Origin of the sequence: Streptomyces sp. SYP-A7185, from assembly GCF_046103685.1 — a bacterium.
In the GTDB taxonomy this organism is placed as follows: Bacteria; Actinomycetota; Actinomycetes; order Streptomycetales; family Streptomycetaceae; genus Streptomyces.
On record NZ_CP122310.1, the window covers coordinates 1,201,526 to 1,226,263 of the forward strand.

A 24,738-nucleotide genomic window follows, 5' to 3' on the forward strand; every position below is an offset into this window, starting at 1 on the left:
CGCTCGGAAGGGCCAGTGCCCCGGAAGGGCTAGTGGCCGGCGAACAGGTCGAGCAGGCTCTGCGGCGCGTCCTGCCGGAAGCAGCGGTCGAGGCCGTCGGCGGAGTCGGCGGCGGCCTTGTCGCTGCGCGGGAACAGCGCCCTCTCGTAGGCGGCCAGGGCCGCTTCGGTGTCCCCGGGGTGCGCCGCCAGGGCACCGGCGAGTTCGGCCCCGTCGAGCATGGCGAGGTTGGCGCCCTCCCCCGCGAAGGGGGACATGAGGTGCGCCGCGTCGCCGAGCAGCGTGACGCCCGGGACACGCTCCCAGCGGTGGCCGATCGGCAGGGCGTGGATCCGGCGGGGGATCAGCGCGCCGTCGGCGTCGGCGACCAGCGCTTGCAGGCTCTTGTCCCAGTCGGCGAAGTGCTCGAGGACGGCGGCCTTCGCGGGGCCGGTGTCCTCGGCGGTGAAGTCGATGGACGAGATCCACTCCTCGGGAACCCTGAGCGCGGTATAGACGTGGAGGCTGCCGTCGGGCTCACGGTGGGCGAGGAAGCCCTTGCCTTCGCCGAGCGCGAAGAGCATGCCGCCGCCCACGACCGCGGCGCTGTCCGGGTGGCGTACGTCGGCGTCGTGGAGGTCCACCTCGACGAAGGAGATGCCGGCATAGGCGGGAGCGGCGTCCGAGACCAGCGGGCGGATGCGGGACCAGGCGCCGTCGGCGCCGATCAGCAGGTCGGTGGTGAAGGTGGAGCCGTCGGCGAGGGTCACCTCGTGGCGCGCGCCGTCGAGCGGACGCGCCGCGGTGACCTTGGCGCCCCAGTGGACCGAGCCCGCGGGCAGCGAGCCGAGCAGGAGGTCCCGCAGCTGACCGCGCTCGACCTCGGGGCGGCCGCGGCCGCCGTCGTCCTCCTCCTCCCTGCGGACCACGGCGTCCTTGTCCAGGACGCGCATGGCCTCGCCGCCGGGGTGGGCGAGCGCGCGGAACTCCTCGTACAGCCGGGCGGCGTGCAGCGCGGCCTGCCCGGACTCCTCGTGGATGTCGAGCATGCCGCCCTGGCCACGGGCGGCCGGCGAGGCCTCCAGGTCGAAGAGGGCGGCCTCGATGCCGTGGACGTGCAGGACGCGGGCGAGGGTGAGGCCGCCGAGGCCCGCGCCCACGATGGCGATGGGGTGGTGCTGGTGCGTGGTCATGGCGCTGCTCCTTGGGGTGACGGGAGTGGGGGTCGTGGTGAGGGGCGTACTCAGCCGTCAGTGCCGTCGGGGCCATCGGGGCCGTCGATGCCGTCGGCTGCCGGGACGGGCGTGTGCAGGATGCCGTCGATCAGCGCCCGGAAGCCCCAGGCGAGGCGGGCCTCGGGCCGGCCGGACAGCAGCTCGGCGGAGAGCCCGGCCACGTGCGGGTGGCTCTGCCCGGAGGCGCCCCTCAGGGCCCCGGAGAGCGCGTCCCACTCCCCCGCCCGGCTGCCGGTCCGCTCGTCCGGGGCGTGCTCGGCGGCCGTCGCGGTGGCGTACTGAAGCAGCAGGTCGACGCCCCAGGCGGCCTGCCCCGGCGGGACCCCGCCCTCGTCGAGCAGGGCGAGCAGGGTCTCGATGAGCCGCAGGTAGTGCTCCCCGCTGGGGCGGGCCACCAGCGCGGCCTTGGCGAGCCCGCGGTGGCGGAAGAGCACCGAGGTGTAGGAGGTGAGCACCGCCTCCAGGCGCTCGCTCCAGCCGCCCCCGTCCTGCGCCGCCTCGACCGTGCCGAGGAGCTCGTCCAGGATCGCGGCGTGCAGCTCGGCGGTGTTGCGGACATAGACGTACAGGGACGCGGGTCCCGTGTCGAGCTCCTGGGCGAGGCGGCGCATGGTCACCTTGCCCAGGCCCTCGGCGCGCATGATCTCCACCGCGGCGGCGACGATCCCGGCCCGGGTCAGGGCGGGCTTCGCCGGGCGTTCGCGGCGGCTGCGGGGGGCTTCGGGGTGAGCGGTCATACGACCAGCATAACGAACATGTTCGTTACGAGCGCGTTCGGAGCGAACACGTTCGTCACCGAGTGTCCGGCCTCACTTCCAGGAGCTTGATTGGGGATCAACGAGGGCGGGCATCACGGTGGGGCAGGATCAGCCGCGCACGACAGGCGCGGCACCGGTGCGCGAAGCCGTCACCAGCACGCCGGACGTCCCAGGGGAGGGAAGTGAGTCACCATGCGTGCGCACCAGCACGCCGTACGCGCTCCCAAGCGCGTCCATCGGCACGTCGCCCGCGTCGAGTACGCACTTCCGCAGGAAGCCGCATCGGCGGGTCGGGCGCGGAAGTTGACCTCCGCGTTCCTGACCCGGCCGCGTCGGCACCTGGCGGAAGTGGACGCCGAGCGGGTGGACGACGCGACGCTGATCGTGTCCGAACTCGTCGCCAACGCCACAAAGCATGGCCGCAGCCCCTGCCGCCTGCTCCTTCAGGTCTCCGGTGACGAGGTGACCGTCGAGGTGCACGACTCCAGCCCCGACGGGCCGCGCGTGCTGGCGCCGAGCACCGAGCGGGACAGCGGCCGTGGCCTTGCGATGGTGCGCCACCTCGCCGCGCGCCTGGAAGTCGTCGGGCGCGGCCGGCACGGCAAGTCCGTGCGGGCGGTCCTCGCCTAGCCGGTCGCCACCTCGGGCCCCGGCCGCAACGTCCTCGCAACGTATCCCGCGGTTGACTGGGCCCCCGCCTCGACGGCGGCCCGGCGACCAAGGAGCGGCAGCCCATGACCGATACCCCACGCGTGGAGCTGACCCCTGCCGCCGCCGATCTGGTGCGGCGGCTGCGGGAGGCCCACGGCCCGCTGATGTTCCATCAGTCCGGCGGATGCTGCGACGGCAGCGCGCCCATGTGCTATCCGGAAGGCGAGTTCCGCACCGGCGGCTCCGACGTGCGGCTGGCGTCCCTGGCCGTTCAGGGCGTGGCGGAGCCGGTCGACTTCTGGATGTCGAAGAGCCAGTACGACGTGTGGAGCCACACCCGGCTGATCGTGGACGTGGTGCCGGGCCGGGGCAGCGGTTTCTCCCTCGAAGCCCCCGAGGGCGTCCGTTTCCTCATCCGTTCCCGTCTGGTCGGCGGCTAGCCATACGCCTGTACCCGTCCGGCGCTGCCCTCTGGTGCACTTTCTGACCGACCCTCAGACTGGTGCGGTCGGTCGGCCGGAATGACTTCAGGGGGCATGGGTGGCAGCACGGCACAACGGCATCGTGGGACGGTTCAGAACGGCGAGAGGCGCACTCTCGGTACTGACGGCATTGGGCACGCTGGCCGGTGCGGCTCTGATGGGAGCGGCACCGGCCGGCGGCGTGGAAGGGGACGGCAAGGCGGCCGCGTCGCGGATCTCGCCGGGCGTCGATTACTGGAACTTCGACATCCCCGCCTCCCGCGGCACGGCCCGCGCCCACGTGCTCGACGTCGACCTGAGCGACCGGCGCACGGCCGTCGGACTGCTCTATCCGGGTGCCGTGGGCGCACGTTCGGTCGTCTCCGCGCTCGCGGACGGAGCGGGCGCGGTCGGCGGCATCAACGGCGACTTCTTCAACATCTCCGAGACGCAGCATCCGGGCGTCGAACCCACCGGCGCGCCCGTCGGCCCGGCGATCGCCCGCGGCAGGGCCCTGAAGGGCGCGGTGCCCGACGGCCAGCGCTTCGGCCCCGCGATGCCTCCCGGCGTGACCACGGAAGCGGTGCTCGGCGTGGGCGTCGACCGCCGGGCCCGCATGGACGACCTCCGCCTGGACGGCGAAGTGCGCACCCCGCAGTCCCGGTTGCCGCTGGGCGGGCTCAACCAGTACGCCCTCCCGGTGGGTTCCGTCGGCGCGTTCACCAGCGACTGGGGCAGCACCTCGCGGGTGCGCTCCACCTGCGGCACCGACACCAACCGCGGCGCCCCCTGCAGCACGGACACCCATGAGGTGGCGGTACTCGGCGGCCGTGTCGTGGAGTCCGCAGGCACGCCCGGCAGCGGTCCGGTGGCCCGGGGCACCACGGTCCTCGTCGGACGCGAGGCGGGCGCCCAGGAGCTGCGCAAACTCTCGATCGGCGACCGGGTGCAGGTCAGCCACCGCCTGGTGGCGGCCCACTCGCGCGTGCCGTTCCGCTTCGCGCTCGGCGGCTTCCCCGTGCTGCGCGGCGGCGTCCCGCTGCCCGGCCTCGACTCCGTCACCTCCGCCGTACGGACGGCCGTCGGCATCTCCGACGACGGCAGGCGCCTCCTGCTCCTGTCCCTGGACGGCTCCCCCGAGTTCCGTACGGGCCTGACCATCGCCGAGGTCGCGGACACGCTCCGCGGCCTGGGCGCGCGGGAGGGCTTCAGCCTGGACGGCGGCGGCTCCTCCACCCTGGCCGCGTCCACCACTCTGGTCGCCAGGCCGCCGGGCGCCGACGCCGTCACCGTACGCAACAACCCCAGCGGCGGCGTGGAACGCCCGGTACCGAACGGCATCGGCGTGTTCTCCGTCCTCTAGCCGACCTCAGGACGGAGCGGGCGCGAACGCTCGGCCGGGTTCTCGACAAGTAGGGGGTGAGACCGCCGACCGGCGGTACGGATACGGAGGTCCCGTGACCACGGACCTGGACGACGAGGAGCTGCTGGCCCGCACGGCGCGGGACCCGGCAGCCTTCGAACCGCTGGTGGTGCGCCACTCGACGGCTCTGCACGGCTACTTCGCACGCCGGGCCCCCGCGGCCGCCGACGATCTGCTCGCCGAACTGTGGCTGCGGGCCTACGCGGCCCGGCAGGGTTTCGACCCGGCCCGCGGGCCCGCGCGTGCCTGGCTGTTCGGTGTCGCGCGCAACGTGCTGTCGGCGCACTGGCGCGGGCTCGCCCACCAGAGCGCCGCACCGCCCGGCGAGGGCCGCGACGACGACCCGTGGGAGGCGGTGGACGCGCGCCTCGACGCGGCCGCGGTGGCCCCACGGCTGCGTGCGCTGCTGGCCGGCCTCCCGCCGGACGAACGCGAGTTGCTGCTCCTGGTCGCCTGGGAGCAGCTCACGCCCGCAGAGGCCGCGGCAGCGGTCGGCATCCCCGCGGGGACGGCCCGCTCACGGCTGCACCGCGCCCGTACCCGGCTGCGCGCGAGCGCGCCCCTCAAACTGACCGGAGACCTGTCATGACCGAACACGGTGACCTGCTCGACTTTCCCGGAGCCGACGAACTGATCGCGGCGGGTGGCGTCGCGCCGCCCGCGCCCGAGGTGGTGGCGTCGGCCCGGGAGGCGGTGGCGAGTGCGGCCCGGCGCGACACGGTCGTCGTGCCGCTGCGCGGCCACGTCGTCCCGCGCCGCCGCAGGCTGCTGGTCGCCGCCGCCGCGGTGGCCGCGATCGCCGCCGGCGCCGTGGCGTACCCGGTGCTCGACCTCGGGGACGAGCCGGCGGCCACGGCCTCGGCCGCCCAGTTCCTGAACGACATGGCGGAGGTCGCGGCGGACACCCCGACGGCCCGCACCCCGTACTGGAAGGTCCGTCTGGAGACGGTGAACCAGGACGACGGGCGGAGGTCCGCCACCACCTTCTTCGACCGCGCGGGCCGCATCTGGTCGGTCGACGCGGACGGCACGGTCCACCGGCCGCCCGCGGGCAAGGACTCCAAGCTCAAGAAGTGGCCGGTGGGCCAGAAGTGGCTGACCTGGCCCGCGCTCGACCAGCTGCCCACGGGCCAGAAGGCGCTGACCGCGCTCTTCCCGAAGGACGCCGAGAACCGGTTCGACCAGGTGACGATCCTCTTGGAGGACTCCCCCGCGAGCCCCGCGCTGCGTGCCACGCTCTTCCGGATCCTGGCGGACACGCCCGGCGTGCGGCTGGTCGGTGACGTGAAGGACAGCAAGGGGCGCCCGGGCGTCGCGGTCGAGATGACGCGGAAGGCCGGGTTCAGCACCGGTCCGGAGAAGGGCGTGGCGTTCCGGACGACCGACCGCTACGTCGTCGCCCCGGACACCGGCCTCCTCCTGGAGGCGACCCACAAGATCCGTGGCCAGGACCTTGCGGCGGACCGCTACACCTGGCTCGAGGTCGGCCCGGCGGCCCGCGTCGGCTGATCGTCCCCGGCGGGCGTGGTCACTCGGTGTCCCGCACCGCCACCAGGCCGTTGAACACGCCCACGTAGGCCGTGCCGTCCGGGCCCAGGGTCACCGGGGCCCAGTTGTTGTCGTACGCGACGCCCGTGCCGGCGAGGCGCTTCCACTTGGTCGCGCCGGTGCGGAAGTCGACGGCCGTCAGGTACCAGGCGTCGATGCCCAGGCTGTTGGGTTCCTTCGTGTAGAAGTACAGCAGCCCGTTGGCGGTGGACAGTTTGGGCACGTTGGACGGGGCGCGGACGTCGCTCTCCCAGACCGTGTCGCAGCCGCTGCCGTCCTCGCGTACGTCGATCCTGCTGACGCCGCCCACCACGCTGCGGCCGAGGGTGAGCGAGGTGATGTTCTCGTAGCCGTAGTTGTTCTCGACGACGAGGCTGTTGCCCCAGGTGATGAGCGAGTTGTCGGTGGTGGACGCGCCGGAGCGGAAGACGGGGACCTTGCAGACGAGCCGCTGGTCGGCGGGGACGTCGTCGCCCCGGCGGTAGACGAGGACGTTCATGCGGTCGTCGGCGTTGTCGGTGATGGCCACGTAGTCGTCGCCCTGGCCGAAGAGGTCGGGGGTGGTGCCCGAACCCTGGTTCACCGAGCCGGGTTTGGTGCCGGTCCCCCGGTCGTAGGTCTGGCGCCAGACGGCCTTCGGGGTGCCGTCGGCGCCGGCGCGGAAGCTGTAGAGCGCGTGGTCGGAGACGATCGAGACGCCGTCCTCGGCGACGGAGAAGGAGTTCTGGATCTCCTCGCCGTCGAGCCGGATGGAGCGGATGTCGCCGGACCGGGGGTCGACGGTGCCGACGCGTCCTTGCCGGGTCACCCACCAGATGCGGCCCTCCCAGTCGGGCATCACCGAGGTGACCGGGTCGCATTCGCCGCTGGGGTAGAGATTGGCCCAGGTCACGCAGTCGTGCGGGACCTGGGGCGTCAGGTCCCAGTCCTTGTCGACGACGAACCGCCAACTGCCGTCCGCGGCCTGCTCGTGCGCGAGGCGGACGATGTGCTGGCGGGAGTCGGCGAGGACGAGGCGGTCCTGGTCGTCGAGGTAGGAGTAGGCGCCGCCCGAGGTGTCCTTGAAGATCTTCGAGAAGTCCAGGCGCGTGATGGCCTCGACGGTGGAGGGGCGCTGCGGGAGCTTGTACTCGGCGAGCGTGGTCAGCGTGTCCGGGTCGAGCAGCTTGACCAGGAAGCCGGTGAACGTGCCGCACACGGTGACGATGCGGCCGGCCTTGTCGAAGGTGACGGTGGCGCACTCACCGCCGAGCGCCGCCATCTTCTCGCTGCCGACCTCTGGATTCTTGCCCAGGGGCCCGTTCCAGGGATACGTCCCGCTGCCTGCGGCGTCCGCGTGCATCCCACTGCGGCCGTTGGCGGCCAGGTAGGGGTGCTGGGGCGGCTGTTCGCCGGGCAGCGGGCGGACGTCGGCGGGTGCTCCGGTGTACGGGGCGACGAGCCGGTGCCCCGGCGCCTTCGGTATGTCGTCCGCGACGGCGGGCGAGGCGAAGGTCGCCGCCGAGACCGTGAGCGCGGTCAGGGCGAGGGCGGTGCTGAGGGTTCTGCGACGCGGCATGGGGCCGAAGTTAGGGCCAGATCCTTGAAGTGTCCATGGAAAGGTGACAGTTGTTCATGAACACGCAATGACCATGGCGGGGCGGTCAGGGCTGTAGGCCGCTGACGATGTCCGCGGCGGCCGTGACCCCGTTGTGAATGGTCGGCGCCATGCTCGAACTCGCCAGATAGAAACCGAGCAGCGCGCAGACCAGCGCGTGCGAGAACTTCAGCGCACCGTTGCGCAGGAAGACCACTGCCAGGATCACCAGCAGCAGCACGACAGAGACCGAAATGGCCATGGGGACAACCTCCTCCGCCACGTCCACACCGCGGCTCTGGGCCGAGTGTGGCGCAGCGGAGGGACCGTCCGGGCGACCGGCATGTCCTCCGAACGGGTGTTATGTGCCAGGGGGTTGCTTCGGCCCGGCCGGGGCCTACTGCCCGTGGGCGACGAGGAACGCCTCCAGGCCCGCGAGGTCGTCCGTGTTCAGGTGGTCGACCCCGGCGGCCAGGAGCTCGCCCCACACCGCCTCGCGGGCCGGGCCCGGCAGGTCGGGCGTCGCCCAGAAGCGGACGCGCTGCCCGCGCTTGTGGGCGGTGGCGACGATGCGGCGCAGCTTGTCGCGCTCGGCGGCGGGCATCGGGCCGACGCCCTGCCAGCTGAAGTTGAGCGTCCAGTTGTCGCTGATCAGCGGGATGAGCGAGGCGGGCGCCGCGCCACCCAGATCGGCGAGCCGGCCGTCGTAGAAGGCGCGGCGCACCCGCTGGGCCTCCATCGGCGCGCGGGCCGCCCGGTCGCCGGAGATCACGGCCGTCACCGGTCCGCGGCGCACCTTGCCGTGGGCGTACGTGGTGAACAGGTGCCGGTAGCGCCGCAGCTGCCGGTCGAGCTCCAGGTAGGTCGCCGCGCCCTCGGTCTTGATGTCGATCAGGAGCTGGAAGGGGGTGCGGTGGTATCCCCGGTAGACGGAGCCGTGGTGGGCGCGGACGCGGGCCGCCAGGGGGTCCAGGTAGAGCGCCGCGAGGGTGCGGGCGGGGTCGAGGTCGATCGGGTCGTGTGCGACCAGGAGCTGGCCGTCGACGAGGTAGATGTCGGCCTCGACGCTGCCGAAGCGGTGGTCGAGCGCGTCGAACAGGGGCCGGGGGTGCTCGTAGTCGTTGTGCGCGTGGGCGCGGACGAGGGGCCGGGGCCCGTGCCCGCGTTCGCCCGCCCGGGCGTACGCGGGGACGGCTGCGGTGCCGGCCAGTGCGGCACCGAGGGTGAGGGCTCTACGACGGGTGATGAGTGCCACGGAGACTCCCGGAGAAGGGCGAGGACGACGGGCGGGCCTCAGTGAGTATGCGGCCATGCTCGCGTCAAGAAACCCCTTCGGGACGGGAGTTGGCGCTATCGACGCCCTGCGTTCACCGCGTCAGGACCACGTTCCCGCGGGGCACCTCAGGCCACCTCGGGCGCGGGCCGGCCCGCTGTCTCGCGGCCGCTCGCCGCCAGGCCGCTTCCGGCCAACTCGTCCCAGTGCACGGTCCGTTCGCACCACCGTTCCAGGAGCACGCGGTCGTGACCGACGGCGAGCAGCCCGGCGCCGCTCGCGCGCCGGTAGTCCTCCACGGCGTGCACGAGGGCGGCCGTCGTCGAGGCGTCGAGCATCGCCGTCATCTCGTCGCAGATCAGCCAGCGCGGGCGGAGCACCAGGGCGCGGGCCAGGCAGGCGCGCTGGAGCTGGCCGTCGCTGACCTCGTGCGGCCTGCGGCCAAGGAGGTCCGCGCCGAGCCCGACCGTCACCGCCAACTCCTCGACCCGGCCCGGGGCCTCGCTCCCCCGTCCGGCCGCGCGGAGCGGTTCGGCGATGAGCTGGGTGAGGGTCAGGCGGGGGTCGGCGGAGAGGCGCGGCTGCTGGAAGACGACGCCGAAGGCGGTGCGCTGGGCGCGGGGCGCGCGGTGGCGCCAGCCGCGGGCTTGCTCGCCGTCGATGACGACACGGCCCGCGTCGGGCTTGTGCAGCAGGGCGGCGACCCGGGCCAGGGTGGACTTGCCGCAGCCGCTGGGGCCGAGCAGGCCGACGGATGCGCCGGGCGCGAGCGTGAGGTCCACGTCGCGCATGACGGGGGCGCGGCGGTCGTATCCGGCGGTGATGGACAGGAGTTCAAGCACGGGGTGCCTCCAGCACGGCCGCCGTACGGGGATGGTGGCAGGCGACGCCGTCCACGGCCGGCGGCACGGCCCCGCAGGCTTCGTCCGCCGCGGTGCAGCGCGCGGCGAAGGCGCATCCGTCCGGCAGCGCGGAGAGTTCGGGCGGCATGCCGGGGATGGGCCTGAACTCCCGCTCCGGGAGGGCGTCGAGAAGCCCGCGCGCGTAGGGGTGGCGGGGCCCGGGGGTGCCGAAGAAGTCCTCGGCGTCGGCGAGTTCGACGATGCGGCTCGCGTACATGACGGCGACGCGGTCCGCGATGCGTTCGGCCGCCGCCAGGTCGTGGGTGATCAGAAGCAGCGCGCGGTCCTTGCCGACGTGCTTGCGCAGTTCGTCCACCGTGCGGTCGACGAGGTCGCGGTCCAGGCCCGTGGTCGGTTCGTCGGCGAGCAGCAGCGGCGCGTCGCCGATGAGCGCGAGCGCGGTGGCGGCGCGCTGGGCCAGGCCGCCGGAGAGCTCGTGCGGGTAGCGGTCCAGGTGCCCGGCCGGGAACGCGGCGCGCTCGGCGGCGTCCTCGGCGGCCTTGCGCAGCTGCGGGCGGCGTACGCCCACCAGCTCCCGCAGGGTCTCCTCCAGCTGGGAGCGGACCGTGCGCACCGGCGTCAGGTGCGCGGCCGGGCTCTGCGGCACCAGGCCGACGCGCCGCCCCCGGACCGTGCGGGCCAGGGTGCGCTCGTCGGCGGCCAGGAGGTCCGCGCCGCCGATGAGCGCGGATCCGGCCGTCTGCGCGTTCTGCGGGAGCAGCCCGAGGAGCGCCGAGGCGAGCACGGACTTGCCGCAGCCGCTCTCGCCGACCAGGGCGAGGCACTCCCCCGCCGCGAGGTCGAAGGTGGCGTCGGTGACGGCGGAGACGAAGGTGTCGCCGCGCATGCGGAACCGTACGGACAGGCCCCGTACGGAGAGCACCGGGGACGAAGGGGAGGGGGTCGAGAGGGCCGAGGGGGTCGAGGCGGGCTCGGTCACAGCATCAGCTCCGATCGGCGCCGGGGGTTGATCCGTTCCCGCCAGGCGCCCGCGAGGCCGGCGATCGCCAGCGTGGGCACGATGATGAACAGGCCGGGGAAGAGGGTCGGCCACCAGTCCCCGGCGAGCAGTGAGCCGCGCGCGCTCTGCACGAGGGTGCCCAGGCTCGCCTGGTGGGTGGGCAGGCCGAGTCCGAGGAAGGACAGCGCTGACTCGTGCCAGATGGCGTGCGGCACCATCAGGACGGCGGCGAGTCCGGCCTGCGGGAGCACCCCGGGCAGCAGATGGCGCACGGTCACGCGCAGCCGCGAGGCACCGCCGGAGATGGCCGCGTCGACGTACGGGCGCGAGCGCAGGGAGAGCACCTCGGCGCGCACGATGCGGGCGGTGGACAGCCAGTGGGTGAGTGCCACCGAGACGACCACCGGCCAGACGCCCGGGCGGAACATCGCCACGATGAAGATGCCGAGCAGCAGGTGCGGCACGGACGAGAAGACGTCCACGAGCCGCATGACGATCCGGTCGACCCAGCCGCCCGACGCGGCGGCGAGCGCGCCCACCGCCGTGCCGATGACGGTGGCGACGACAGCCGCCACCACGCCCACCAGGAGCGAGACCCGCAGCCCGTACACGCAGCGCACCAGGAGATCGCGTCCGACGTCGTCGGTGCCGAAGGGATGCGCCCAGGACGGTGGCCGGAGCTTGGCCGCGAGGTCGACGGCCTGTTCGTCGAGGTTCACCAGCGGCGGCACGAGCAGGACGGCGAGGACGACCGCCGCGACGATCACGGCGGAGGTACGCACCCGCCACGCGCGCGTGGAGCGGCTCTTGGAGGCGCCGCCGAGGGAGGCGCGCCAGGTCACGTCAGCCATCGAATCCCACCCTCGGGTCGGCGAGGCCGTACAGCAGGTCGGCCAGGAGGTTGCCCAGGAGCACGGCGGCCGTGGCGAGGACGGTGAGCGCGGCCAGCAGCGGGAAGTCCACGGCGGTCGCCGCCGACACGGTGGCCGCGGCGATGCCGGGCCAGCTGAAGACGGTCTCCACCAGCAGCGCCCCGGTGATCAGTTCGGGCACCCGGGAGCCGATCAGCGTGAGCACCGGCAGCATGCCCGAACGCAGCGCGTGCCCGAGCAGCACGGTCCGTTCGGCGAGGCCACGCGCGCGTGCGCCCCGGACGGGGTCGTCGCCCAGCGCGTCGCCGACCCCTTGGCGCACGTACAGGACGAACCACGGCAGCTGCGAGATGGCCAGGACGGCGGCGGGCAGCACGAGGTGGCTCGCGACCTGCCCGGCGGTCACCGTGGAGCTGGCGGTGTCCGTGAGGCCGCCCGAGGGCAGCACGCCGAGCTTCAGGGCGAACAGCCACACGGCCAGCAGCCCGATCCAGAACGGCGGGGCCGCTTCGAGGGTGTAGGCGAGCGAGGTCACGGCGCGGTCGAGCCAGCCGCCGGGGCGGCGCGCGGCGAGGACGCCGAGCGTGGTGCCGACCAGGATCGCGAGCAGGAACGCGGTCGCGGCGAGCAGCACGGACCAGCCGATGCGCTCGCCGATGACGTCGGCGACGGGCTGGCGCAGGGTGCTGGAGTCCCCGAGGTCGCCGGTCACGGCGGAGGTCAGCCAGTCCCACCAGCGCTGCACGAGCGGCTGGTCGACGCCGAGGTTGGCCCGCAGCTGGTCGAGGTTCTCCTGCGACGCGGTGAGCCCGGCCGTGCCCGCGTACGCCTTGACGGGGTCGAAGGGGGACGCGGCGGCGATCGCGAAGACGCCGAAGGTGACGGCGAGCAGGACCGGGACGGCGAACAGGGCCCGCCGTCCCGTCATGCGCGCCATGGGCCCCCAGGGGAGCTTGTGGAGCGCAGACTTCACTGCTTCGGCTGCCAGTCCTCGACGTTCCACCACGGGCCGGACGCGAGGCCGTGGTCGTGCGGCTCGGTCTGGGTGGTCAGGTCGCCGAAGCGCTTGTCGACGACGTAGAGGTGGTCGATGTGCGTGAGGAAGGTGTAGCCCGGGTTCTTCACCAGCTCGCGCTGGATGGTGTCGTACGCGGCCTGCCGCTCGGCGTGGTCGCCGCTCTCGCGGGCCTCGTCCAGGGCCTTGTCGACCTTGGGGTTGTCGTAGTGGGCCATGTTGTTGAAGCCGTCACCGGCGAGCGAGGACTTCAGGAGCGTGTACTGGTCGAAGTCCGGGTCGGCCGGGGAGCCGCCGCCCGCGAGGACCGCGTCCTTGGGCATGCGCGGCTCGATGACCTCCCAGGTGCCGGCCTGCACCTCGACCTTGATGCCGAGCTTCTTGGCGTCGGAGGCGTAGGCGAGCGCGTGGTCCTGGCGGAGCTTGTCGCCGGTGAGGTACCAGAGCGGGAACGTCGCCTTGACGCCGTCCTTCTCGCGGATGCCGTCCTTGCCGGGCTTCCAGCCGGCCTTGTCGAGGATCTTCTTGGCGGCGGCGAGGTCGTGCTTGCGCTCGGTGCCCTTGGTGAACCAGGGGCTGTCGGTGGGGACGGGCCCGTAGGCCTCCTTGCCCGCGCCGTCCAGGATCGATTCGACCATGGCCTTGCGGTCCACGCCGGTGTCGAGCGCGCGCCGGACGGCGGTGTCGCCCGCGACCTTGTTGCCGGTGGGCAGGGTCACCACGCGGTAGTCGAAGGTCTGGGCGGCGTAGGACTTCTTGTCGCCGTCGTTCTTGTACTTGGCGGCGAGGTTGGGCGGCAGGATCGCGCCGTCGAGCTCACCGGCGTCGAGCCGGGTCGCGCGGATGTCGTCGTCCTTGATGATCGCCATGGTGAAGTTCTTGACCTTCGGCGCGCCGCCCCAGTAGCCGGGGTTGGCCCGGAAGGTGAGCTTCTCGCCCTTGGACCACTTCACCAGCTTGTACGGGCCCGTGCCGACCGGCTTGGTGGTGAACTCCCCGGTGTTCACGTCCTGCTTGCCGGCTATGTGCTCGGGGGCGATCGGCAGGACGGTGCGCTCGGCGAACGGCGCGTAGGGGTACTTGAGGTGGAAGACGACGGTGTCGTCGCCCTTGGCCTCGACGTCCTTGACGGCGTCCAGCTCGGTCTTGGCGGCGTTGTTGGTCTTCTTGTCGAGGATCGTCTCGTACGTGAAGACGACGTCCTTGGACGTGAAGGGCTTGCCGTCGCTGAACTTGACGCCCTCGCGCAGCTTGAACGTGTAGGTCTTGCCGTCGTCGCCGACCTTGGGCAGCGCGGCCGCGAGGGCGGGCTTGAGCTTCATGTCGGCGTCGTGCGTGAGCAGACCGTCGAAGATCTTGGAGTTGCCGTCCTTGCCGTAGCCGAGGAGCGGGCTCAGGGTGTCGGGTTCGTAGGCGATGCCGACGACCGCGGAATCCTTGGCACCGCCGGCGTCCTTGCCGTCGCCCGGCGCCGAACAGGCCGAGGCGGCGACCGCCAGTGAGGCGGCCGCCGCCACCGCGCCCGTACCCCGTATCGATCGGGCCCTCATGCTCCACACCCCTACTGAAGATCAAACGTTATTGCGAACGGGTCGCAATTATGCCTCATGTAATGGGTGGGTAAAACGTGTGGTCCATACCGAGTGGATCACGGGGCCGGATCGACGGTCGAGGTCAGGGGGCCGGCAGGTGCACGCGTGCCGCCAGCTCCACCCGGTGGCGCCCCACCGTGCCGAGCGCGACCGAGTCGGCCTTGGCGCGCTTGAGGTAGAGGTGCACGGGGTGCTCCCACGTCATGCCGATGCCGCCGTGCAGCTGGAGGGCCTCCTCGGCGACGTGGACCGTGGCCGGTGACGCGTAGGCCTGCGCGAGCGCCGCCGCGACGTCGGCGTCCTTTCCGCCCGCGGCCAGGGTGTCGGCCGCGTTGCGGGCGGCGGCGCGCAGGTTGACCACTTCGAGCCAGAGCTGGGCCAGCCGGTGCTTGAGCGCCTGGAAGGACCCGACGGGCCGGTTGAACTGGTGCCGTTCCTTCGTGTGCCGGACGGTCTCGGTCAGACACCAGTCGGCGAGGCCCAGCTGCTCGGACGCCAGCAGTCCGGCCCCCGCCCGCAGCCCCCGCCGCACGGCGGCTTCGGCTTCCGGTCCGACGGCACGCGCGCGTGCCCCCTCGAAGGTGACCGTGGCCAGCGGCCGGGTGAGGTCGAGCGAGGTGTGCGGCGTGACGCTCACCCCGGCGTCCTCGGCGTCCACCGCGAAGAGGCCCGCACCCGTCGGCACGAGGAACACGTCGGCGGCGACCGCGTCGGCGACCCCGGTGACGCTGCCGCTCAGGGTTCCGCCCTGCGCCCGCAGCACGGGCAGGGCGCCGCCCGGGGCGGTGACCAGCGGCACGGCGAGCACCCCGACCGTGCGCCCCGAGGCGAGCGCGCCGACGAGTTCCCTCGCCTCGTCGGTGTCGCAGGCGAGCAGCGTCTCGACGGCGATGACGGCACTGGTCAGGTAGGGGACGGGCGCGACCGCGCGGCCCAACTCCTCCAGGACGACGGCGGCTTCGCGGTGCGTGGCGCCCTGGCCGCCGAGCTCCTCGGGCACGAGCAGGCCCGCGAGCCCCATGCCGTCCGTGAGCGCCTTCCACAGCTCGCGGTCGTGCGGCTCGGCGGACTCGGTGCGGGTGAGCACGGCGGTGGCGTCGCAGTGGTCGGCGAGCAGGCCGCGCACGACCGAGCGCAGCGCTTCTTCGTCTTCGGAGTACAGCAGGTCGCGCGGGGCGGGCTGCTCGATCCGTGGGGTCTGCGCACTCATCGGGCGAGGTCCTTCCAGGCGACGTCCTTGTCGGTGCGCGGCTCGGAGGGCAGTCCGAGGACACGCTCGGCGACGATGTTGAGCAGCACCTCGTTGGTGCCGCCCTCGATGCTGTTGCCCTTGGCCCGCAGATAGCGGTAGCCCGCGTCACGGGCGACGAAGTCGACCTTCTCGGGCCGCCGCATCGTCCAGTCCTCGTACAACAGCCCCTCTTCGCCCAGGAGTTCCACCTCCAGGCCGCTGATCTCCTGGTTCAGGCGGGCGAAGCCGAGTTTCATGCCGGAGCCCTCCGGACCCGGCTGCCCCGCGACGAGCTGCTGGCGCAGGCGCTCCCCGGTCAGCCGGGCGACCTCGGCGTCCACCCACAGCTTGAGGAGGCGCTGGTGCAGGTCGTGCGTGCGCAACTCGGGGCGTTCGCGCCAGGCCTCGACGACCGGGCCGATCATCCCGCCCTCGCGCGGGATGCGGGCGCCGCCGATGGACACGCGCTCGTTCATGAGGGTGGTCTGCGCGACCTTCCAGCCGTCGCCGACCTCACCGAGGCGGTGCGCGTCCGGGATGCGGACATCGGTGAGGAAGACCTCGTTGAACTCGGCCTCGCCGGTGATCTGGCGCAGCGGGCGCACCTCGACGCCCGGGTCGGTCATGTCGCAGACGAAGTAGGTGATGCCGCGGTGCTTGGGCACCTCGGGGTCGGTGCGGGCGATGAGGATGGCCCAGCGGGCGGCGTGCGCGCCCGACGTCCACACCTTCTGCCCGTTGACCACCCAGGTGTCGCCGTCCCGGACGGCTCGGGTGCCCAGGGCCGCGAGGTCGGACCCGGCGCCCGGCTCGCTGAAGAGCTGGCACCACACCTCGTCGCCCACCCACAACGGGCGCAGGAAGCTGCGCTTCTGCTCCTCGGTGCCGAAGCGCAGGATCGTCGGGGCCGCCATGCCCAGGCCGATCCCGATGCGGCGCGGGTCGTTGTCGGGCGCGCCCGCGGCCTCCAGCTCGGCGTCCACGACGGCCTGCGCGGACCGGGGAGCACCGAGCCCGCCGAGCCCTTCGGGGTAGTGCACCCAGGCCAGTCCGGCGTCGAAGCGGGCCTTGAGGAAGTCCGCGCGCTCCGTGGTGGCCGGCGGGTGCGCGGCGAGGAACTCCTGGGTACGGCGGCGCAGTTCGGCGGCGTCCGTCATGCGTCACCTCCCGCGGGGACCACGGCCACCCGCCCCGTGGTGATGCCGTCGGCCACGCGCTGGACGGCGGCGGACGCCTCGCCCAGCGGCACGCGCTCGCTGATGAGCGGCTTGATGGCGCCCTTGGCGGCGAGCTGGGTGAGCTCCTCGTGGCAGCGCAGGATCGCCTGCGGGTCCTTGGCGTTGTACAGGCCCCAGTGCAGGCCGAGCACCGCGTAGTTCTTGACCAGGGCGTGGTTGAGCGCGGGCGTCGGGATGACGCCGCTCGCGAAGCCGACGACGATGATCCGCCCCTCGAAGGCGACGCACTTCGTGGACTGGGTGTACGCGTCGCCGCCCACGGGGTCGTAGACGACGTCGGCGCCCCGGCCGCCGGTGGCTTCCTTCACGGCGCCGATCACGTTCTGCGTACGCCGGTCGATGACCAGGTCGCAGCCCAGTTCGCGGGCGACCTCCGCCTTCGCGGCGCCGCCGACGACACCGATGACCTTGGCGCCCGCGGCCTTGCCGAGCTGGACGGCCGCGCTGCCGACGCCGCCGGCCGCCGCGTGCACCAGGAGGGTCTCGCCCTCCTGGAGGTGCGCCCTGCGGTGCAGGCCGAACCAGCCCGTCTGGTAGCCGATGTGCAGCGCCGCGGCCTCGGCGTCGTCCAGGGCGTCGGGCGCGGGCAGCACGGCCGCCGCGTCGGCGAGCGCGTACTCGGCGAATCCGCCGTACGGAAGGGCGGGGTTGGCGATCACGCGCCGTCCGTCCTCGGTTTCGCCGCAGACCTCCACGCCGGGCGTGAACGGCAACGGGGGCGTGATCTGGTATTGCCCGCGGCAGAGCAGGGCGTCCGGGAAGTTGATGTTGGCGGCGCGGACCTTGAGGAGCAGCTGTCCCTCGCCGGGCACCGGCCGGTCCACCTCTTCGAGGCGCATGACCGCGCTCGGTTCGCCGTTCTGGTGCACTTGCCATGCCTGCATGCGGGGCCTCCACTGGGCGTTCGTCGACCGAGCTCCGTCGCATACTAAGCGGTCGCTTGCAGGCGGGGGAACCGTCTCGTCAGTCCGATTCGCGCTTCCCCGCGGCGGGCCGCGCCCGTACGTGCATCCGCTCGCCCTGCGGTCCGAACAGGCTGAGGAATTCCGCGGGCCCCTCCCCCGTCGAGCCGAACCAGTGCGGGAGCCGCGTGTCGAACTCCGCGGCCTCGCCGGCCGTGAGGACGACGTCGTGATCGGCGAGCACCAGCCGCAGCTTGCCCGACAGGACGTACAGCCACTCGTACCCCTCATGGGTCTGCGGATCGGGCCGCACGGAGCGCGCGGGTTCGAGGACCTTGTACGCCTGGAGGCCGCCGGGCTGGCGGGTCAGCGGGAACATGGTGCGGCCGTGCCGGACGATCGGCTTGGACCGCACCCGCGGGTCGCCGACGGGCGGGGCGCCGACCAGCTCGTCCAGGGGGACCTGGTGGGCGCGGGCGATGGGGAGCAGCAGTTCGAGGCTGGGCTTGCGGTGGCCTGACTCCAGCCGCGAGAGCGTGCTCACGGAGATCCCGGTGGCGGCGGCGAGACCCGCGAGGGTCGCCCCGCGCTCCTTGCGGATCCTGCGCAGCCGGGGGCCGACCTCGGCCAGCACGCCGTCCAGATCCGTGCCGTCGTCGCCCTTCTCGGCCACGTCCGCGGCGCTGCCCGCCCCCTTGCCTGCCGTCTTGCCCGCCGCCCCGCTCTCTGCCTTCTTGTGCGCGCTTTTCTCTGCCATGCCTCCATTGCAGGATCAGCAAAGCCGTTTGTCAATAACGCACTGCTACGGGGGCCACCGCCACTGCGGGGTGAGAGGCCCGCACGCGTACGGGCATGGAGCTTTCGCGCGTTACGCGGTATCGATGCCGCCATGACGGACCACGCGCGCGAAGGCACGCCACCGGGACTCCCGGCCCCTCCCCCGCCCGGCACGAGCGCCCTGCCCGAAGGGACGTACGACGGCACGGTCGTCCTGGTGACCGGCGGCGGCAGCGGCCTCGGCAAGGCGATCGCCGCGGAGTTCGCGCGGCTCGGGGCGGACCTGGTGATCGCCGCCCGCAAGGAGGAACGGCTGAAGGCGGCCCGGGACGAGCTGGCCGCCCTCGGCGGTCGGGTGGCCGCCGTGCCGTGCGACATCCGGGACCCGGACCGCGTGGCCGAGGTCTTCGACGCGGCGCAGAACGCCTACGGACTGCCGGGTGTCCTGGTCAACAACGCGGCGGCGAACTTCCCCGTCCCCGCCGAGGACATGTCCCCCAACGCCTGGCGCTCGGTCGTGGACATCACGCTGACCGGGACGTTCTTCATGACGCGGGAGTTCGCCCGCCGCCACCTCGCGGCGGGCACACCGGGCTCCGTCATCAACATCGGGGCGTCGTACGCGTGGACGGGCGGCCCCGGCTTCGCGCACAGCGCGGCGGCCAAGGCGGGCGTGCACAGCCTCGTCGAGAGCCTGGCGGTGGAGTGGGGGCCGTACGGCATCCAGGTCAACGGTCTGGTGCCGGGGCTGATGCCGCACGCGGACATGACCGCCGACATCCGGGGCAACCTCGACCGGGCGGCCCCCGAACGAGCATCGCAGGAGCGCCAGTTGGACGCGCGTCAGCCCGCCCTGCGCGTCGGCGCCCCGCGTGAACTGGGCTGGGCGGCGACCTTCCTCGCCTCGCCCTACGCCCGCTTCATCACCGGGCACACCCTGGTGGTCGACGGCGCGAACTGGCAGCGGCGGGGCCTGGTGAGCCCGGAGGTGGCGACGGTACGCGAGCAGATGGGGCGCGGGCCCTTCGCGGGGTAGCGGGCCCTTCGCGGGGTAGCCGACGGGTGCGGGGTCACTTTCCCTCGAACCTCGCCTCCCGCCGCTGCGCCTTCGCCGCGTAACCGGCCCGCGAGTCCTCCGACGTCAGCGTGATCGCCGCGTTCATCGCGACCCGGTCCAGGGCGGCGTCCATCCCCGCGTCGGCGTACGCGTCGATGCCCCGCTTGATGCCCTGGACGGCCAGCGGGGCGTTCCCCGCGATCTCCGCGGCGACCTCACGAGCCGCCTTGGCCAGCCCCTCCACGGGCGTGACGAGCTGGACGAGCCGCAGCCGCTCGGCGGTGGCCGCGTCGATGCGGCGGCCGGTGAGCGAGAGCAGCTTGGCCCAGCCCGCGCCCGCGTCGCGCGCGATGCGCAGATCGCCGCCCGCGTCCACCGCGACCCCGATCTGCGCCTCGGGCAGGGCGAACACCGCGTCGTCGGAAGCGATGCGCACGTCCGCCATGAGCGCGAGTTCGAAGCCGAAACCGAGGCAGTAGCCCTGTACGGCGGCGACGACGGGCTGCGGAAGACGGGCGAAGGCACGGAAGCGTTCGTGGACCCAGCGCAGCCCCTCGTAGTAGTTGCGCGTGCGCTCGGCACCCGACCGCCCTGCGATCGCGCCGCCCTGCGCGGTGACGTCGATCCCGGCGCAAAAGGCCCGTCCCTCCGCGCGCAGCAGCACCGCCCTGATCGTGTCGTCGAAGCGGATCCGGTCGGCGATGATGCCCAGCTGACGCGTGGACTCCCAGCTCCACGCGTTGAGCTTGCGCGGATGGCAGAGGGTGAGGACGCCCAGGCCGTCCTCGACGTCGAGCCGCAGCCGCTCCTCGCCCTCGGGGATGTCCGTGCCGATGGTGTCGATCATCCAGCACCAGCTCCTGCCCACGCTTCTGACGATGCGTCAGTCATCTGACGCATCGTCAGCATAGGGGCGCGGGCTCAGCGGCTGAAGACCTCGAAGGACACCGCGGGCTTTCCGCCGAAGCGCGGTGCCACGCGTTGCGCGGTGCCGGTGAGGAACTCACGGCAGTACTTCTCGGGGTCCTCCTGGGTCAGCACCTCGATGTAGGTGCGGTGTTCGAGGAGCGAGCGCACCGAGCGTTCGAGGCCGGCCGTCGCGTCCGCCGCGTGCGTGGGCGAGGAGGATCCGGCGACGGCCACCCAGCGCACCCCGTCCCAGGGCTCCAGGGCGTCCTCCTCGATCAGCTCGGGGAAGATCCAGCGGTTGCCCGCGTCCGCGACGGCGTCGAGGGTGGCGCGGCCGACGGCGACGTGGTCGGGGGTGTTCCAGGCGACGCCGCCCCAGGTGTCGCGGTGGTTGAGGGTGATCACGAGTTCGGGCCGGTGCCTGCGGACCGCGGCGGCGATGTCGCGGCGCAGCGCCGTCCCGTACTCGATCACGCCGTCCTTGTGGTCGAGGAACTCCACGGTCGACACCCCCACGACGGCCGCGCTCGCCCGCTGCTCGCGCTCGCGCAGCGGGGCGCAGATGGCGGGGTCGAGGGTGTCGATGCCCGCCTCACCCCGGCTGGCCAGCAGATAGGCGACCTCGCGTCCGCCGTCCGTCCAGCCGGCGATCGCGGCCGAGCAGCCGTACTCCAGGTCGTCGGGGTGGGCGACGACGGCCAGGGCCCGCTGCCAGTCCTCCGGCATGGGCGTGAGCTGGTCGTTCTCGTTCAACGGCTCTGTCATGCCCGCAGCCTAGCCGCGCGGGGCCCGCGCACCGAGGGCCTCAGACCTCCCCCCGGGCGAGGGCGAGGAGCCGGTCGAGGACGCGCGGGGAGCCCACCCGCAGGCCGTCGTGCTCGTACTCGTCGGTGACCCAGGTCCGCAGGCCGCGGATGGAGCGGGCGGTGCGCAGCGAGTGGCCGGTGTCGACGTACAGGTCGTCGTGGTAGATCGCGGCGGCGGCCGGCACCTCGTTCGCGGCGAGGCGGGCCGTGTCGTACAGGGGCGCCCAGCCGGTGCTGGCGGCGAGGATGTCCGCGGTCTCGCGCAGCGGGCGCAGCGCCGGGTCGCAGTCGAACTGCCAGCGCTGGACCGCTTCGCCGGTGAAGAGCAGCGGCGCGTCCCCGGCCAGCGCCTTGCCGGGGTCGAACTGCGGGAACTCACCGCGCACCCGCTGCGCCGACCAGTCGGTGGGCCGCTCGCCGTGGCCGTAGATGCTCTCGTGGAGGAGGGCGAAGAGCGGGTGGCCCCAGTGCGAGAGGACGGCCTGTACGCCTTCTTGGAACGCGTCGGAGAGCTGGTGTCCCGCCGGGGTCCGTACGAAGGCGTCTTCGAGCAGGAAGTGCAGGCGGTGGCTGCCGTCGCCCGAGCCGAGCAGCATGCCCAGGGACTGGAACGCCTCGACGGTGAGCCGGTAGCCGCCGTTGAGGACCGGCTCGTGCTCGGCCAGGTGGGCGGCGATGCGGCGGGCTCGCTCGACGTCCTGGGGATAGCGGGCGTAGTGGGCGGCGCTCTTGCGCTCCATGCGCGGGTAGGCGGCGCGGTAGACGTCGTCCGCGTGGCCCTCCAGCGCGGGCAGGCCGCCGGTGATGATCGCGGTGTGCAGGCCTTCGGGGGCCGACGACAGGTAGTGGGTCGCGCAGAAGCCGCCGAAGCTCTGGCCCAGGACGGTCCAGGGGGCGCCGCCGGTCAGCTCGCGCCGGATCAGCTCGCAGTCGCGGACGATGGAGTCGGCGCGGAAGTGCGTGAGGTAGTCGGCCTGCTCCCGGGGGCCGCCGCGCAGCGGGAGCGTCTGGCGCGTCGCCGGGGTGGAGCTGCCGGTTCCGCGCTGGTCGAGGAGCAGCACCCGGTAGTCCTGCAAGGCCCTGCCCAGCCACGCCTCCTTGCCCACGAAACGGTTGGCGCCGAAGCCCGGGCCGCCCTGGAGATACACCAGCCACGGCAGGTGCGCGTCGGCGTGCGCGCTCGCCACGGCCTCGCGGGCGAAGAGCTCGATCCGCTCTCCCGCCGGATCGTCGTGGTCGAGGGGCACGGAGAAGCGGTGGTCGGTGAGGACGACGCCGGGCTGACGGTAGGAGGCGGTGGCGGTCAAGGAGACTCCTGGGCGACATACGGAAGGGGACACTTCGCCCCAGTTCAGCACACCCGCCCCGGGCGCGGTCAGCGGGGCGTCAGGCTGGAGCGCCGCACCACGAGCTCCGGCTGGAGCACCACGCGCCGGTGCTCGTGCCCGGCGGGGTCGGTGTCCGACTCGGTCTCCTCCAGGAGCAGTTCCGCGGCCATCGCGCCCATCTTGATGGCGGGCTGGCGCACCGAGGTGAGCGGGACGACGGCCGCGGCGGCGAACTCGATGTCGTCGTAGCCGACGATGGCGATGTCCTCGGGCACGCTCACCCCGGCCGCGTACATCGCCTGGAGCACCCCGAGCGCGAGCAGGTCGTTGGCGCAGAACACGGCGGTGGGCCGCTGGGCGAGCCCCAGGACCCGGGCGCCCGCGTCGCGCCCGGCGGCCACGTCGAGGCGCTCGGTGGGCAGCTCCCGCAGCGCCGAGGCCGGCAGCCCGGCCTCGGCCAGGGCTTGCAGCGCTCCTTGCCTGCGGTCCTTGACCTGGTTGAGTCCGGGCGGGCCGCTCACGTACGCGATGCCGCGGTGTCCGGCGTCGACGAGGTGGCGCACCGCGAGCGCCCCGCCGAGGACGTCGTCCACGGAGACGGAACACTCGGTGGCGCCCTCGGCCACGCGGTCGACCAGGACGAACGGGATGGCGTGCCTGCGGAAGGCCTCGATGTTGCGGCCCGTGGCGTCCGCCGGGGTCAGCAGGACGCCGCGCACCCGTTGTTCGGCGCAGAGCGCCAGGTACTCGGCCTCTTCGGAGGGGCTCTGTCCGCTGTTGCACATCATGACGCGCAGCCCCGCGTCGCGCGCGGCACGCTCGGCGCCGCGCGCGACGTCCACGAAGAAGGGGTTGCCCATGTCGAGCACGAGCAGGGCCATGATGCGGCTCTGCCCCGCGCGCAGCTGCCGGGCGGACTCGCTGCGGACGTAGCCGAGCCGGTCGATCACGGACTGCACCCGGTGGCGTGTCTCCTCGGAGACGACGTCCGGGCGGTTGATCACGTTCGACACGGTGCCCACCGACACGCCGGCGTGCTTGGCCACGTCTTTGATGCCGACCATGCGTCCCCTTGTTCCGTAGCGCGTGCGGCGCCTCGTGCGCCGCCGCGTGCGATCCCCTCAGAATTTGTACTGGTCGATGTTCTTCTTGTCGAAGACGGTCGGCTCACCGAGATCGACGACTCCCTTGTCGCCGATGGTGAAGCTGCCGAGGTCGCCCGCCTCGAACGTCTCGCCCTTCTTGCCGGTGATCTGGCCGGACTTGAGGGCCACGGCGGTGTGCGCGGCGAGGGCGCCGAGCTTGGCCGGGTCCCACAGTTCGAAGCCCTCGACGGTGCCGTTCTTCACGTACTGGCGCATGTCGTTGGGCGTGCCCAGGCCCGTCAGCCTGACCTTGCCCTTGTACTTCGATCCGGAGAGGTACTGGGCGGCGGCCTTGATGCCGACGGTGGTCGGGGAGATGATCCCGGCCAGCTTCGGGTGCTCCTGGAGGAGGCCCTGGGTCTGCTGGAAGGACTGCTGGGCGTCGTCGTTGCCGTAGGCCGTCTTGACCAGCTTCATGTTCTTGTACTTGGGCTTCTTCAGCTCCTTCTTCATGTAGCCGATCCAGGTGTTCTGGTTGGTCGCGGTCTGGGCGGCGGACAGGATCGCGATGTCGCCCTTGTAGCCGAGCTGCTTGCCGAGCAGTTCCACCTGGGTGCGGCCGAGCGCCTCGGCGCTGGACTGCGACACGAAGACGTCCCGGCAGCCGGGGTTGGTGTCCGAGTCGTAGGTGACGACCTTGATGTCGTTCTTCATGGCCTGCTTGAGGGCGGTGCACAGGGCGCCGGGGTCCTGTGCGGAGACGGCCATGGCGTCGACCTGCTGCTGGGTCAGCGTGTTGACGTAGGAGACCTGCCCGCTGGTGTCGGTGGCGCTGTTGGGGCCGGTCTCCTTGTAGGAGGATCCGAGCTCCTTGAGCGCCTTCTCGCCGCCCTTGTCGGCGACGGTGAAGTAGGGGTTGTTGACCTGCTTGGGCAGGAAGGCGACCGTGAGCCCCTTCTTGGTCGCCGCGTTCGGGTCGGCCTTGGCGTTCGAGGCCTTGCCCGCGTCGTCGTCCTTGGCGGACTCCTTGGTGGTGCCTCCGCAGGCGGTGGCGGTCAGGGCCAGCGAGGTGACGGCTGCCAGGGTCACGCAGGCACGGGTGAGGGCGGAGCGGCGGACAGAGAGCATCGTTGGTCCCTTTCGGACTGGTGCGACGGTA

25 protein-coding genes are annotated in these 24,738 nt (G+C 72.7%); 6 read left to right on the forward strand and 19 right to left on the reverse strand.

Annotated features, from left to right (window positions below; translation table 11 throughout):
- Positions 1–29: 29 nt before the first annotated feature.
- Together QBL25_RS05055 and QBL25_RS05060 are read right to left on the reverse strand one after the other, a co-directional pair.
- A complete protein-coding gene (locus QBL25_RS05055; protein WP_409055763.1) occupies positions 30–1,172 on the reverse strand; it encodes an FAD-dependent oxidoreductase in 1,143 nt (380 codons plus the stop codon).
- Between the two features lie 50 nt (positions 1,173–1,222).
- The gene (locus QBL25_RS05060; protein ID WP_409055764.1) at positions 1,223–1,951 is read right to left on the reverse strand and encodes a TetR/AcrR family transcriptional regulator; all 729 of its coding nucleotides are present in this window, start codon (positions 1,949–1,951) and stop codon (positions 1,223–1,225) included.
- Between the two features lie 213 nt (positions 1,952–2,164).
- Here QBL25_RS05060 and QBL25_RS05065 point away from each other — a divergent pair, with 213 nt between their 5' ends.
- The 5 genes from QBL25_RS05065 (at position 2,165) to QBL25_RS05085 (ending at position 6,016) form a co-directional block, all read left to right on the forward strand.
- Positions 2,165–2,602: an ATP-binding protein gene (locus QBL25_RS05065; protein ID WP_409055765.1), complete on the forward strand. Its 438-nt coding sequence runs from the start codon at positions 2,165–2,167 to the stop codon at positions 2,600–2,602.
- A gap of 104 nt (positions 2,603–2,706) precedes the next feature.
- Positions 2,707–3,063: a DUF779 domain-containing protein gene (locus tag QBL25_RS05070; RefSeq protein ID WP_409055766.1), complete on the forward strand. Its 357-nt coding sequence runs from the start codon at positions 2,707–2,709 to the stop codon at positions 3,061–3,063.
- A gap of 199 nt (positions 3,064–3,262) precedes the next feature.
- Positions 3,263–4,447, forward strand: coding sequence for a phosphodiester glycosidase family protein (locus QBL25_RS05075; RefSeq protein ID WP_409062551.1), 1,185 nt, complete (start codon positions 3,263–3,265; stop codon positions 4,445–4,447).
- Positions 4,448–4,541: 94 nt separating this feature from the next.
- Positions 4,542–5,096: an RNA polymerase sigma factor gene (locus tag QBL25_RS05080; RefSeq protein ID WP_409055767.1), complete on the forward strand. Its 555-nt coding sequence runs from the start codon at positions 4,542–4,544 to the stop codon at positions 5,094–5,096.
- A complete protein-coding gene (locus QBL25_RS05085; protein WP_409055768.1) occupies positions 5,093–6,016 on the forward strand; it encodes a hypothetical protein in 924 nt (307 codons plus the stop codon). Before QBL25_RS05080 ends, QBL25_RS05085 begins: the two co-directional genes overlap by 4 nt.
- A 19-nt stretch (positions 6,017–6,035) precedes the next feature.
- On the opposite strand, the gene QBL25_RS05090 is transcribed toward QBL25_RS05085, so the two are convergent.
- The 12 genes from QBL25_RS05090 to QBL25_RS05145 form a co-directional block, all read right to left on the reverse strand.
- Positions 6,036–7,613: a hypothetical protein gene (locus QBL25_RS05090; protein ID WP_409055769.1), complete on the reverse strand. Its 1,578-nt coding sequence runs from the start codon at positions 7,611–7,613 to the stop codon at positions 6,036–6,038.
- Positions 7,614–7,698: 85 nt separating this feature from the next.
- Positions 7,699–7,893, reverse strand: a complete 195-nt coding sequence (locus tag QBL25_RS05095) for a hypothetical protein (protein ID WP_160503040.1) — start codon at positions 7,891–7,893, stop codon at positions 7,699–7,701.
- A 135-nt stretch (positions 7,894–8,028) separates the two neighbouring features.
- Positions 8,029–8,886, reverse strand: coding sequence for a phosphatidylinositol-specific phospholipase C/glycerophosphodiester phosphodiesterase family protein (locus QBL25_RS05100; protein ID WP_409055770.1), 858 nt, complete (start codon positions 8,884–8,886; stop codon positions 8,029–8,031).
- Between the two features lie 146 nt (positions 8,887–9,032).
- The gene (locus tag QBL25_RS05105) at positions 9,033–9,746 is read right to left on the reverse strand and encodes an ABC transporter ATP-binding protein (RefSeq protein WP_409055771.1); all 714 of its coding nucleotides are present in this window, start codon (positions 9,744–9,746) and stop codon (positions 9,033–9,035) included.
- Positions 9,739–10,653, reverse strand: coding sequence for an ABC transporter ATP-binding protein (locus QBL25_RS05110; protein WP_409062552.1), 915 nt, complete (start codon positions 10,651–10,653; stop codon positions 9,739–9,741). The genes QBL25_RS05105 and QBL25_RS05110 overlap by 8 nt, the downstream gene beginning before the upstream one ends.
- An 89-nt stretch (positions 10,654–10,742) precedes the next feature.
- Positions 10,743–11,618, reverse strand: coding sequence for an ABC transporter permease (locus QBL25_RS05115; protein ID WP_409055772.1), 876 nt, complete (start codon positions 11,616–11,618; stop codon positions 10,743–10,745).
- Positions 11,611–12,576: an ABC transporter permease gene (locus QBL25_RS05120; protein ID WP_409055773.1), complete on the reverse strand. Its 966-nt coding sequence runs from the start codon at positions 12,574–12,576 to the stop codon at positions 11,611–11,613. Before QBL25_RS05120 ends, QBL25_RS05115 begins: the two co-directional genes overlap by 8 nt.
- 32 nt (positions 12,577–12,608) lie before the next feature.
- The gene (locus QBL25_RS05125) at positions 12,609–14,204 is read right to left on the reverse strand and encodes an ABC transporter substrate-binding protein (RefSeq protein WP_409055774.1); all 1,596 of its coding nucleotides are present in this window, start codon (positions 14,202–14,204) and stop codon (positions 12,609–12,611) included.
- Between the two features lie 124 nt (positions 14,205–14,328).
- Positions 14,329–15,456 carry an acyl-CoA dehydrogenase family protein gene (locus QBL25_RS05130; protein ID WP_409055775.1) on the reverse strand — a complete coding sequence of 376 codons (1,128 nt, stop codon included), beginning with the start codon at positions 15,454–15,456 and terminating at the stop codon, positions 14,329–14,331.
- Entirely contained in the window at positions 15,453–16,634 is a 1,182-nt protein-coding gene (locus tag QBL25_RS05135) for an acyl-CoA dehydrogenase family protein (protein ID WP_409055776.1), read from the reverse strand. Before QBL25_RS05135 ends, QBL25_RS05130 begins: the two co-directional genes overlap by 4 nt.
- Positions 16,631–17,599 carry an NADPH:quinone oxidoreductase family protein gene (locus QBL25_RS05140; RefSeq protein WP_409055777.1) on the reverse strand — a complete coding sequence of 323 codons (969 nt, stop codon included), beginning with the start codon at positions 17,597–17,599 and terminating at the stop codon, positions 16,631–16,633. The genes QBL25_RS05135 and QBL25_RS05140 overlap by 4 nt, the downstream gene beginning before the upstream one ends.
- Before the next feature lie 79 nt (positions 17,600–17,678).
- Positions 17,679–18,374, reverse strand: coding sequence for a helix-turn-helix domain-containing protein (locus QBL25_RS05145; protein WP_409055778.1), 696 nt, complete (start codon positions 18,372–18,374; stop codon positions 17,679–17,681).
- A gap of 132 nt (positions 18,375–18,506) precedes the next feature.
- Between QBL25_RS05145 and QBL25_RS05150 the strand changes: the two genes are divergently transcribed.
- A complete protein-coding gene (locus tag QBL25_RS05150; RefSeq protein WP_409055779.1) occupies positions 18,507–19,430 on the forward strand; it encodes an SDR family oxidoreductase in 924 nt (307 codons plus the stop codon).
- A 34-nt stretch (positions 19,431–19,464) separates the two neighbouring features.
- Here the strand turns inward: QBL25_RS05150 and QBL25_RS05155 are convergent, their stop codons facing one another.
- From QBL25_RS05155 to rhaS, 5 genes are all read right to left on the reverse strand, one after another.
- Complete coding sequence (locus QBL25_RS05155; RefSeq protein ID WP_409055780.1) at positions 19,465–20,298, reverse strand: enoyl-CoA hydratase/isomerase family protein; 834 nt, start codon at positions 20,296–20,298, stop codon at positions 19,465–19,467.
- 74 nt (positions 20,299–20,372) lie between these two features.
- Entirely contained in the window at positions 20,373–21,125 is a 753-nt protein-coding gene (locus tag QBL25_RS05160; RefSeq protein ID WP_409055781.1) for a PIG-L deacetylase family protein, read from the reverse strand.
- A 40-nt stretch (positions 21,126–21,165) separates the two neighbouring features.
- Positions 21,166–22,473, reverse strand: coding sequence for an alpha/beta fold hydrolase (locus QBL25_RS05165; RefSeq protein ID WP_409055782.1), 1,308 nt, complete (start codon positions 22,471–22,473; stop codon positions 21,166–21,168).
- A gap of 68 nt (positions 22,474–22,541) precedes the next feature.
- Positions 22,542–23,558, reverse strand: coding sequence for a LacI family DNA-binding transcriptional regulator (locus QBL25_RS05170; protein ID WP_409055783.1), 1,017 nt, complete (start codon positions 23,556–23,558; stop codon positions 22,542–22,544).
- A 57-nt stretch (positions 23,559–23,615) separates the two neighbouring features.
- A complete protein-coding gene (gene rhaS / locus QBL25_RS05175) occupies positions 23,616–24,707 on the reverse strand; it encodes a rhamnose ABC transporter substrate-binding protein (RefSeq protein WP_409055784.1) in 1,092 nt (363 codons plus the stop codon).
- Between the last annotated feature and the right edge of the window lie 31 nt (positions 24,708–24,738).